Source organism: Streptomyces sp. NPDC059456 (assembly GCF_042750055.1).
Lineage (GTDB): Bacteria > Actinomycetota > Actinomycetes > Streptomycetales > Streptomycetaceae > Streptomyces.
On the sequence record NZ_JBHYVA010000268.1, the window covers coordinates 1 to 10,328 of the forward strand.

At 70.4% G+C, this 10,328-nt stretch carries 9 protein-coding genes; 1 reads left to right on the plus strand and 8 read right to left on the minus strand.

Annotated elements, in window-relative coordinates; all coding sequences use genetic code 11:
* Window positions 1–30 precede the first annotated feature (30 nt).
* From rodA to ACFXA3_RS22675, 8 genes are all read right to left on the minus strand, one after another.
* The gene (gene rodA / locus ACFXA3_RS22640; RefSeq protein ID WP_385189321.1) at window positions 31–1,245 is read right to left on the minus strand and encodes a rod shape-determining protein RodA; all 1,215 of its coding nucleotides are present in this window, start codon (window positions 1,243–1,245) and stop codon (window positions 31–33) included.
* A 7-nt stretch (window positions 1,246–1,252) separates the two neighbouring features.
* The gene (mrdA, locus tag ACFXA3_RS22645) at window positions 1,253–3,427 is read right to left on the minus strand and encodes a penicillin-binding protein 2 (RefSeq protein WP_385189323.1); all 2,175 of its coding nucleotides are present in this window, start codon (window positions 3,425–3,427) and stop codon (window positions 1,253–1,255) included.
* 13 nt (window positions 3,428–3,440) lie between these two features.
* Window positions 3,441–4,145, minus strand: coding sequence for a rod shape-determining protein MreD (mreD, locus tag ACFXA3_RS22650; protein ID WP_385189325.1), 705 nt, complete (start codon window positions 4,143–4,145; stop codon window positions 3,441–3,443).
* Window positions 4,146–4,156: 11 nt separating this feature from the next.
* Window positions 4,157–5,101 (minus strand): rod shape-determining protein MreC, encoded by a 945-nt coding sequence (gene mreC / locus ACFXA3_RS22655; RefSeq protein ID WP_385189327.1) that lies wholly within the window; start codon window positions 5,099–5,101, stop codon window positions 4,157–4,159.
* Window positions 5,102–5,270: 169 nt separating this feature from the next.
* Window positions 5,271–6,290 (minus strand): rod shape-determining protein, encoded by a 1,020-nt coding sequence (locus ACFXA3_RS22660; RefSeq protein WP_008738981.1) that lies wholly within the window; start codon window positions 6,288–6,290, stop codon window positions 5,271–5,273.
* Between the two features lie 293 nt (window positions 6,291–6,583).
* Complete coding sequence (gene ndk, locus ACFXA3_RS22665; protein ID WP_376196579.1) at window positions 6,584–6,997, minus strand: nucleoside-diphosphate kinase; 414 nt, start codon at window positions 6,995–6,997, stop codon at window positions 6,584–6,586.
* A 78-nt stretch (window positions 6,998–7,075) separates the two neighbouring features.
* Entirely contained in the window at window positions 7,076–7,420 is a 345-nt protein-coding gene (locus tag ACFXA3_RS22670) for a DUF4233 domain-containing protein (protein ID WP_385189330.1), read from the minus strand.
* Window positions 7,421–7,423: 3 nt separating this feature from the next.
* Window positions 7,424–8,953, minus strand: a complete 1,530-nt coding sequence (locus ACFXA3_RS22675; RefSeq protein WP_385189333.1) for a bifunctional folylpolyglutamate synthase/dihydrofolate synthase — start codon at window positions 8,951–8,953, stop codon at window positions 7,424–7,426.
* A 117-nt stretch (window positions 8,954–9,070) separates the two neighbouring features.
* Between ACFXA3_RS22675 and ACFXA3_RS22680 the strand changes: the two genes are divergently transcribed.
* Window positions 9,071–10,120: a rod shape-determining protein gene (locus tag ACFXA3_RS22680; RefSeq protein ID WP_385189336.1), complete on the plus strand. Its 1,050-nt coding sequence runs from the start codon at window positions 9,071–9,073 to the stop codon at window positions 10,118–10,120.
* The last annotated feature ends 208 nt before the right edge of the window (window positions 10,121–10,328 follow it).

Genomic DNA, 10,328 nt, shown 5'->3' on the forward strand with positions numbered 1-10,328 from the left:
GTGGCCGGGGCAGGGGGGGGGGGACGGGCCCTAGGCTGGGCCCCGATGGGCCGAACTCGGCGGGTGCCCTTTGATCGACTGGAGTAGTCCGACCGCCACCCACACGGCGAACATCGATGATCCTCCGTAGGAGACGAACGGCAGCGGGAGTCCCGCCACCGGCATGATCCCGAGGGTCATCCCGATGTTCTCGAACGCCTGGAAGGCGAACCAGGCGATGATCCCGGCGCACACGATCGTCCCGTACAGCTCGGTGGTCTCCCGGGCGATCATGCAGGCCCGCCAGAGCACGATGCCGAGCAGGACGAGGATCAGCCCGGCGCCGAGGAAGCCCAGCTCCTCCCCCGCCACCGTGAAGACGAAGTCGGTCTGCTGCTCGGGCACGAACTGGCCGGTGGTCTGCGAGCCCTTGAAGAGTCCCGAGCCGGTCAGGCCGCCGGAGCCGATCGCGATGCGCGCCTGGTTGGTGTTGTAGCCGACGCCTGCGGGGTCGAGGTCGGGGTTGGCGAAGGCCGCGAAGCGGTTGATCTGGTACTCGTCGAGCACGCCGAGCTGCCAGATCAGGACGGCGCCGGCCGCGCCGGAGCCGAGGAGCCCGAACACCCAGCGGTTGGAGGCGCCGGAGGCGAGCAGTACGCCGAGCACGATGATGACCATGACCATGACGGAGCCGAGGTCGGGCATCAGCATGACGATGCCCATCGGTGCGGCGGCCAGGCACAGCGCCTTGACGACGGTGCGGTGGTCGGGGTGGGTGAGGTCGCCGGCGTCGACCCGGGTGGCCAGCAGCATGGCCATGACCAGGATGATCGTGATCTTCACGAACTCGGAGGGCTGGAGCGAGAAGCCGCCGCCGATCACGATCCACGCGTGGGCGCCGTTGATGGTGGCGCCGAGCGGGGTGAGCACGGCGAGGATGAGCACCAGGGAGATCCCGTACAGGATCGGCACGGCGCCGCGCAGGGTGCGGTGGCCGAGCCAGATGGTGCCGATCATCAGCACGAGGCCGATGCCGGTGTTCATGGCGTGCCGGATCAGGAAGTAGTACGGGTCGCCCTGGTTGAGCTGGGTGCGGTTGCGGGTCGCCGACCACACCAGCAGGGCGCCGATGAAGGACAGGGCGAGCGCCGACAGGAGTATCGGCCAGTCGAGGCGGCGCAGCACCGAGTCGCGCGAGGTCAGCTTGGCCATCGCGCCGCGCTCGGGCGCGTACCGGGATACGGAGAACTTGTTCGCGGTCTGCATCGGGGTCTCAGTCCTGCCGCGCGACGGGCGGGGCGGGGGGACCGGCGAGCGCGGGCACCGGTTCCTCCGGGGACGGGGGCACGTACGGCTTGATGTCGGGGGCGTCGATGGAGCCGTCGGGCTGGATGGTGGGCAGCGTCTTCTGCGGCTTGAGCAGGAAGGCCTTGTTGACGTCCTGCTTGCCGGCCATGTCGAGGCCGTAGATGGCGTTGTAGATGTTGCGGACGGCGGGGCCGGAGGCACCCGAACCCGTACCGCCCTGGGAGATCGTCATCACGATCGTGAAGTCCTCGGTGTACGTGGCGAACCACGAGGTGGTCTGCTTGCCGTAGACCTCGGCGGTGCCGGTCTTGGCGTGCATGGGGATCTGCTTCTGCGGCCAGCCGCCGAAACGCCAGGCGGCGGTGCCGCGGGTGGCGACGCCCTCCAGGGCCTCGCCGATCTGGCGGCGGGTGGTCTCGGTCATCGGGAGCCTGCCGTGGGCCTGCGGCTTGATCTCCTCGGTCTGCTTGCCGTCCGCGCTGATGATGGCCTTGCCGATGGTCGGGTTCCACATGGTGCCGCCGTTGCAGATGGCAGCGTAGATGGTGGCCATCTGGATCGGGGTGACGAGGGTGTCGCCCTGGCCGATGGAGTAGTTGATGGCGTCACCGGCGCGCATGAGGTTGCCTTCGAGGCAGTTCTCGTAGGACAGCAGCTCGACGTAGGTGCCGCCCTTCTTTCCGGTCTTGCACCACATGTCCTTGTTGGCTTGCCAGAACGCCTGCTTCCACCGGCGGTCCGGGACCCGGCCCTTCTCCTCGCCCGGCAGGTCCACGTGGGTCTCGGCGCCGAGGCCGAACTGGTGGGCGGTCTTGTAGAAGATCTCGGCCGGGGGCTTCTTGGGGTGCAGCCCGCCGTCCTTGAGCCACTCCTTGTGGCCGAGGGCGTAGAAGACGGTGTCGCAGGAGACTTCGAGGGCGCGGCCGAGGGTGATCGAGCCGTGGCCCTGGGACTCGAAGTTCTTGAAGACCTGGCCGCCGATCGAGTAGGAGCTCGGGCAGGGGTACTCGCCGTCGAACTTGTACCCGGCGTTTACCGCGGCAGCGGTCGGGATGACCTTGAAGATGGAGCCCGGGGCGGCCTGGCCCTGGATCGCCCGGTTCATCAGCGGGACGTTGGACTCCTTGGCGGTGAGCTTGGCGTAGTCCTTGCCGGAGATCCCGCCGACCCAGACGTTCGGGTCGTACGTGGGCATGGAGGCCATGGCGACGACCCGGCCCGTCTTGGACTCCAGGACGACGACGGCGCCGGCGTCGGCCTTGTAGGGGACGCCGGTGTTGCGGTCGATCTGCTTGCGGGCCTCGACCATGGCCGCGTTCAGCTCGAACTCGGCGACGCCCTGGACGCGGGCGTCGATGCTGGTCACGAGGTGGGCGCCGGGGACGGTCGGGTCGTTCTTGGCCTGGCCCATGACCCGGCCGAGGTTGTCGACCTCGTAGCGGGTGACGCCGGACTTGCCGCGCAGGGTCCGGTCGTAGGTGCGCTCCAGGCCGAAGCGGCCGACCTGGTCGGAGCGCAGCAGCGGCGAGTTGGTGTTCTTGGCCTTCTGGATCTCGTCGTCGGTGACCGGGGAGAGGTAGCCGAGCACCTGGCCGGTGTTGGCGCCGCCGGGCGCGGGGTAACGGCGTACGGCGGTGGGCTCGGCGGTGATGCCGGGGAACTCCTCGGGGCGCTCGCGGATCTGCAGGGCCTGCTGGGTGGTGGCCTCGGTGGTGACCGGGATGGGCTGGTAGGGGGACCCGTTCCAGCAGGGCTTGGGGGTCTGGGAGTCGCAGATGCGGACCTTGTTCATGACGTCCTGGGACTTCATGTCCAGGACGTCGGAGAGCCGGCTGAGGACGCCCTTGCCCTTGTCCTTCATCTTCATCAGCGCCGTGCGGCTGGCGGAGACGACCAGACGGGTCTCGTTGTCGGCGAGCGGGACTCCGCGGGCGTCCAGGATCGAGCCGCGCACGGCCGGCTGGACGACCTGCTGGACGTGGTTGCTCTTGGCCTCGTGGTAGTACTCCGCGCCGTTGCGGATCTGGAGGTACCACAGGCGCCCGCCGAGGGTGAACAGGAAGGAGAAGACGAGCACCTGGAGGATGACGAGCCGGATCTGCACCCGGGAGGTGCGGCCGGTCTCGGGGACGTTGGTCACGGGAACTCCCCCCTCACAGCTTCTTGACGCTCTTCACACTCTTGATTCCCTTGACGCCCTTTATCCGGCCGGCCTTGTTGGCGCGGCTGCGCGCGGTCTTGAGGCGCAGGCCGCCGCGCTGGCTGCCGATGCGCAGGCCGGTGCCGCCGGAGAGCCAGCCGGAGGACACGTCGGCGGTCTTGGCGGGGCCGCCGTTCGCCTCGACGGCCATCGGGTCGTTCTCGGCCCGCCGGGCCAGCGCCATGATGAACGGCACGGTGAACGGGGCGAGCAGCAGGTCGTAGAGGGTCGCGGTGAACAGCAGCCCGGTGAGCCCGACGTGGCGTGCGGCGGTGTCCCCGACGAGGGCGCCGACGCCTGCGTACAGGAGGGTGGAGCCGATGGCCGCGGCGACGACGGTCAGCATCGGGCCCCAGGCGGAGCGGAAGCGGCCGCTGTCGGGCCGGGCCAGGCCGGCGGCGTACCCGATGACGCACAGCACGAGCGCGTACCGCCCGGCGGCGTGGTCGGCGGGCGGGGCCAGGTCGGCGAGGAGTCCGGCGGCGAAGCCGATGAGCGCGCCGCTGAGGTGCCCGTACACGAGGGCGAGGGCGACGACGGTGAGCAGGACCAGGTCGGGCACGGCGCCGGGCAGTTGCAGCCGGCCCAGGACGGAGACCTGGACGACGAGCGCGACCACGACGAGCGTGGCCGACAGCAGGATCCGGTTGAAGCGCATGGGGTCAGCTCCTACTCGTCGGCCGGCTTGCCGGGCACACTGGCGGACGGTGACGGGGTGACCGTGACGGTGACCGTCGGGGTGGGCTTCACCTCGGGCTTGGGCGGCAGCACGGCGTCGCGCGGGTCCTCGCGCGGCGGCATGACGACGACGCCGACGATGTCCAGGCGGGAGAAGCCGACGAACGGCCGGACCCAGATGGTGCGGGTCAGGTCGCCGCGCGAGGGGTCGACCTTGACCACCTCGCCGATCGGGACGCCGGGCACGAACGGCTTGTTGCCGCGCGAGCCGAAGGTGACGAGCCGGTCGCCCGGGGAGACCTTGGCCTTGCCGTTGAGCATCTGCACGGACAGCGCGCGGTCGCCCTGGCCGGTGGCGAAGCCGAGTTCGCCGGTCTTCTCCAGGCGGGTGCCCACGGTGAAGTCGGGGTCGTTGGCGAGGACGACGGTGGCGGTGTCGGGGCCCACGGTGGCGACCCGGCCGACGAGTCCTTCCCCGTTGAGGACGGTCATGTCGCGCTCGATGCCGTCCTTGCTGCCGGCGTCGATGGTGACGGTCCAGGAGAAGCCCTGGGCCGCTCCTATGGCGATGACCTCGGCGCCCTTGATGCCGTACTGCCCGGCGCCGGCCCGCTTGAGCATCTCGTCGAGTTCGTGGATGCGGCTGCGGGTCTGGTCGTCGCTGCCCAGCTTGGCCTTCAGGGCGGCGTTCTCGCGCTCCAGCGTGGCGATCCGGTTGTGGCGCTCGCCGGAGTCCCGGACGGCCCCTATCGCGTTGGCGACGGGATCGACCGCGGTCGCGACGCCCTTCTCGACCGGGCCGAAGACCGCTGCGGCGGCCTGCCGGGCGCCGTCGACCGGTGACTCCTCGCCTGCCCTGATGTCCACCGTGATCAACGCGAACGCGATGGCGATCATGAGCACCAGGAGCAGCCGGCTTTCTCGTGTGTCCCTCACGTGCGGCGGCCGTGCCTTCCCATGTGTCGTGCCGGCGGAGCGGGCTCCGGAGGAGCCGGTGCTCGCACCGGGGTTCTCGGTCTGTATATCAACGATCCGCCGCACGGGCGCGGCAGCACCCGTACGGCGGATCCTTGTGTTCCGCATGGCCCCCGAACGGGGGTCTGCATCAGCGCCGGGGCTGTGCGTCCAGTACCTGCTGGAGCGCCTCGAACTCCTCCACGCACTTGCCGGAGCCGAGGGCGACGGAGTCGAGCGGGTCCTCCGCGATGTGGATCGGCATGCCCGTCTCACGGCGCAGCCGCTCGTCGAGGCCGCGGAGCAGGGCGCCGCCGCCGGTGAGGACGATGCCGCGGTCCATGATGTCGCCGGAGAGCTCCGGCGGGCACTTGTCGAGGGTCGTCTTGACGGCGTCGACGATGGCGTTGACCGGCTCCTCGATGGCCTTGCGGACCTCGGCGGCGGAGATCACGACCGTCTTCGGGAGGCCGGAGACCAGGTCCCGGCCGCGGATCTCGGTGTGCTCGTCCTTGTCGAGGTCGTACGCCGAGCCGATGGTGATCTTGATCTGCTCGGCGGTGCGCTCACCGAGGAGGAGCGAGTACTCCTTCTTGATGTGCTGGATGATCGCGTTGTCGAGCTCGTCGCCGGCCACCCGGATGGACTGTGCCGTGACGATTCCGCCGAGGGAGATGACGGCGACCTCGGTGGTGCCGCCGCCGATGTCCACGACCATGTTGCCGGTGGCCTCGTGGACGGGCAGGCCCGAGCCGATGGCGGCGGCCATGGGCTCCTCGATGATGTGCACCTGGCGGGCGCCGGCCTGGGTGGACGCCTCGATGACGGCGCGGCGCTCCACTCCCGTGATGCCGGAGGGGACGCAGACCACGACGCGCGGACGGGCCAGGTAGCGGCGCTTGTGGATCTTGAGGATGAAGTACCGGAGCATGCGCTCGGTGATCTCGAAGTCGGCGATCACGCCGTCCTTGAGGGGCCTGACGGCGACGATGTTGCCGGGCGTCCGGCCGATCATCTTCTTCGCCTCGGAGCCGACCGCCAGGATGCCGCCGGTGTTCGTGTTGATGGCGACCACGGACGGCTCGTTCAGGACGATCCCCCGGCCCCTCACGTACACCAGCGTGTTGGCGGTCCCGAGGTCGATCGCCATGTCACGGCCGATGAACGACATGTTGTTCCCCTTGTTCCCCATGAGGAGCGTCTGGCCTTCCAGTTGATAGCGGCTGCTGTCAGGTCGGCGAGGTGGGTGTGTGGGTGGAGGCCCCATCGTAGTGCCGCAAGTGCGGACACCGCGCGACGGGACTCCGGCAATCCCGCCGGAACGGAAACCCGCCCCCTTAGTGGTGACGACGTGTCCTGCACATGCGTTCCCGCAACCGCCCGGCAATACCGAAGGGCGACCGAAATTACTTCGGTCGCCCCAGGTCATGAGCGCTATTCGGCTGATGTTACGTCAGGAAGGACTCATCCCAGGGTGGGGAAGAACAGCTTCAGCTCGCGCTCGGCGGACTCCTCGGAGTCCGAGGCGTGGATCAGGTTCTCCCGGGTGACGGTACCGAAATCCCCCCGGATGGAGCCGGGCGCCGCGGCGATCGGGTCAGTGGGTCCCGCCAGCTGGCGGACACCCTCGATCACGCGTTCCCCTTCCGCCACCAGGACGACCACGGGACCGCTCGCCATGAAGCCCATGAGGGGCTCGTAGAACGGCTTGCCCTTGTGCTCGCCGTAGTGGGCCTCCAGGGTCTCCTGGTCCAGCGTGCGCAGCTCCAGAGCGGGGATGGTCCAGCCGGCCTTCCGCTCGATGCGGCCGATGATCTCGCCCACCAGGCCGCGACGGACGGCGTCCGGCTTGAGGATGACGAGAGTGCGCTGGGTCATGTTCCAACTCCTTGCGGCAAACGGGTGCGGTTCCCCGAGGCTACAGGGGCCGGGTGTACCGCCCGCGCACGGACCCGGTCAGGCCTGGGCCTCGCTCTGGGCCGCCCAGCGGGCCTTGATCGCGTCGATCTTGCCGCCGTAGTGCACCGAGCACCACCACAGCCCCGCGAACACCGCGCCGAGGAAGAACATCATCGGGACGACGAACCCGCTCAGGATCAGCCCGATCTGCAGCGCCCAGCCGATCTGGACCGCGCCCGGACGCGACAGCATCCCGCACAGCAGCACCGACAGCAGCATGGCGATCCCGCAGACCGTCCACACCGTGGCCTGCGTCAGATCCGGGTTCTTCATGGCGACCAGCCCCGCGAAACCGATCACGAAGAACTCGCCGATCAGCGTCGAAGCACACAGCGTGCGCATTCCTCAGCCCCTCCTCAGCAGCAGGCGGGCCTCGCCCACCGTGATCACGGAACCGGTCACCAGGACCCCGGCCCCTCCGTACTCGGCCTCTTCCTCCGCAAGGGTGATCGCCGCCTCCAGGGCGTCGTCCAGCCGCGGCTCCACCTGCACCCGGTCCGGCCCGAAGACCTCGACCGCGACCGCGGCCAGCTCGTCCGCGGACATCGCCCGGTGGCTGGAGTTCTCCGTGACGACGACCTCCGCGAAGATCGGCTCGAAGGCCTCCAGCACCCCCTTCACGTCCTTGCCCTCGCTCGCGGCCATGACGCCGATCAGCCGGCTGAAGCCGAACGCCTCGGTCACCGCCTCCGCCGTGACCTGCGCGCCCGCCGGGTTGTGCGCCGCGTCCAGGACCACCGTGGGGCTGCGCCGCACGACCTCCATGCGGCCCGGGGACGTCACCGAGGCGAAGGCCCTGCGCACGGTGTCCGCGTCCAGCTCCCGCGACTGCTCCGCGCCGACGCCGAAGAAGGCCTCGACCGCCGCCAGCGCCACCGCCGCGTTGTGCGCCATGTGGGCCCCGTACAGCGGCAGGAAGATGCCGTCGTACTCGCCGCCCATGCCGCGCAGCGTCAGCATCTGCCCGCCGACGGCCACCTCGCGCGAGACGACGCCGAACTCCATGCCCTCGCGGGCCACCGTCGCGTCGACCTCGACGGCCTTCTTCAGCAGCACCTGCGCCGCGTCCACCGGCTGCTGCGCCAGGATCACGGTGGCGTCCTGCTTGATGACGCCGCCCTTCTCCTGGGCGATCTCGCCGGGCGTGGTGCCGAGGCGGTCCGTGTGGTCCAGGCTGATCGGGGTGATCACCGCGACCGAGCCGTCGATCACGTTGGTGGCGTCCCAGGTGCCGCCCATGCCGACCTCGATGACGGCCGCGTCGACCGGGGCGTCCGCGAAGGCCGCGTACGCCATGCCGGTGAGCACCTCGAAGAAGGACAGCCGGTACTCCTCGGAGGCGTCGACCATCTCCACGTACGGCTTGATGTCGTAGTACGTCTCGACGAAGCGCTCGGCGCTGATCGGCGCGCCGTCGAGGCTGATCCGCTCGGTGACCGACTGCACGTGCGGGCTGGTGTAGCGGCCCGTGCGCAGCTCGAAGGCATTGAGCAGCGCCTCGATCATGCGCGCGGTGCTGGTCTTGCCGTTGGTGCCGGTGACGTGGATCGAGGGGTACGCGTGCTGCGGCTCGCCGAGCACGTCCATCAGGGCGGCGATCCGCGTGACGGACGGCTCCAGCTTGGTCTCGCCCCAGCGGGTGGAGAGCTCCTGCTCCACCTCCTGGAGCGCCCGTGCCACCTCCGGGTCGAGGGGCTGCGCGGGTACCGGATCGCCCTGGGGCGGTCCGGCCTGGGCGCGCAGGGTGCGGCTGCCGGCCTCGATCACCGCCAGGTCGGGGTCGCGGTCGGACTCTTCGGCCACGATCCGGTCGAAGACCTCGGTGGTCTCGTCGCGGTCGTCGGGTCCGATGCTCTCGGGCTGCTGCTCACTCACGGGGCCAGTCTACGGACGGGGGGCCCGGGGACTTTCGACCCGGCCGTTTCGGGACGTTCGGCGCCCGGCGCGACCGGATCGTTATGCAAGCCTTGCGGGCAGGAGATAGGGGAACAAATGCCGCAGGCCAGCACCAACACGTCCGCTTCCAGCCGCGACATAGGCATCGATCTGGGGACCGCGAACACCCTGGTCTACGCCCGGGGGCACGGGATCGTCCTCAATGAGCCGTCCGTGGTGGCCGTCAAGGCGGGCACCACCACCGCCCTGGCCGTCGGGACCGAGGCCAAGGAGACCATCGGCCGCACCCCCGGCTCCATCACCGCGATCCGGCCCCTGAAGGACGGGGTGATCTGCGACTACGAGGCCGCCGAGGAGATGATCCGGCATTTCGTCCGCAAGGCCGTGCCCGGGCGGCGGCCCCGCACCCGGATGGTGATCTGCGTGCCCTCCGGGGTCACCCCGGTCGAGCGGCGGGCCATCGTCCACGCCTCGACCCGGGCCGGGGCCAGGGCCGTCCACCTGATCGAGGAGCCGATGGCGGCGGCGATCGGCGCGGGCCTGCCGGTGGCCGAGGCGCGCGGCTCGATGGTGGTGGACATCGGCGGCGGCACCACCGAGGTCGCCGTCATCTCCCTCGGCGGCATCGTCACGTCCCGGTCGCTGCGGGTCGGCGGGGACCGGCTCGACGCCGCGATCACCGACCACGTGCGCAAGGAGCACGGGCTGCTCATCGGGGAACGCACCGCCGAGGACGTCAAGATCGGCATCGGGTCGGCCTGGCCGGTGCCGGACGAGCCCGAACGGGAGGACCGGACCTTCACGGTGCGCGGCCGGGAACGGGTCGGCGGCATGCCGAAGACGCTCTCCCTGAGCACGGCGGACGTGAGGGCCGCGCTCGACGAGCCCGTCGAGGCGATCATCGCCGCGGTGCGCGGCACGCTGGAGGAGTGCCCGCCCGAGCTGTCGGGCGACGTGATGGAACACGGCATCGTCCTGACCGGCGGCGGCGCGCTGCTGCCGGGGCTGGACCTGCGGCTGGCCTCCGCGACGGGCATCCCCGTCTTCGTCGCCGACGCGCCGCTGGACTGCGTGGCCCTGGGCTCCGGCAGGTGCGTGGAGGACCTGGACACCCTGGGCAGCCTGCTGGTGCCGGCGAAGGCCTGAGCGGGCGGTGGGGGCGCGGGGCGTTCGGGGCGCGGGGCGGAGGTACGCGGCGGGGCGGGGGCGGGTGTGGGGGTGCGGGGCCGGGGGGTGCGGGGCGGGGGGTGCGGGTGTGGGTGTGGGGTTGGGCTAGCCCAGACTCGGATGCCCCGGTGCGCTCGAAGATGGCGATCGACCGGCTGATCGCCCGCCGCGACGTCCCCTGCGGGAG